Consider the following 654-nt stretch of genomic DNA (forward strand, 5'->3'; position numbering starts at 1 on the left):
AGGCGCTTTGCAAACTCGCTAAGTATCGCAACTTGACGCTTATCAAATTTATCAGGGGCATCCTCTATCGTTTCTCCTTGTGCCCAGCTGATTGCCATTGAATTGTGATGGCGTTGAATTAAACGCATGGCTAAGTGCAGCTTCATACGTTCAGCATACTCAAAGATTCTCTCATCTTTGTGACGGTTTGCTCGAGTGTCTCGATCAACTTGTCTTTGCTGTCGATCAAGTCGAGCAGCTCTTGCTCGTCGTGCTGCGTCATCGAAGGGGTTGGGGGCTGGTCTTGCACTTCGCTCAGTTGCTTTGTTAATTTCAATATTTGACTTTCCGATAGCTTCAGTGATTCCCTCAATTGCTTGTTTTGTGTCGTCAATTCTTTGTGTGAGCTTGTTATTTGCTTGTGCTGTGCCATTAATTCTTTGTTTTGTGTCATCACATCGCTTTGGTAGGTTTTCGCATCGTTTAGCTGCCCAAGCAATGCCTGATTTTGCCTCTTCAACGCATCGTTTTGTGTCGTCAACTCGAATTGCCGTTCTATTATTTTGTTCTGTGCAGTACGTAATGTGAGGTTCTGAGCTTCCAGAGAGGTGTTTTGCAAAATCAGCTCGCTGTTTTGTGCCTCCAATGCTGCCAGGTAGTCTTGCATTTTTCTCA

Annotated in this window: 1 protein-coding gene; it reads right to left on the reverse strand. The window is 44.6% G+C overall.

Annotated features, from left to right (window positions below; genetic code table 11):
• Window positions 1-142: 142 nt before the first annotated feature.
• Window positions 143-654 (reverse strand): restriction endonuclease subunit S domain-containing protein (locus ACS8FC_RS18295; RefSeq protein ID WP_439297835.1); only part of this gene is annotated, 512 nt, incomplete at its 5' end.

The organism is Psychrobacter sp. 1Y4 (assembly GCF_051847555.1).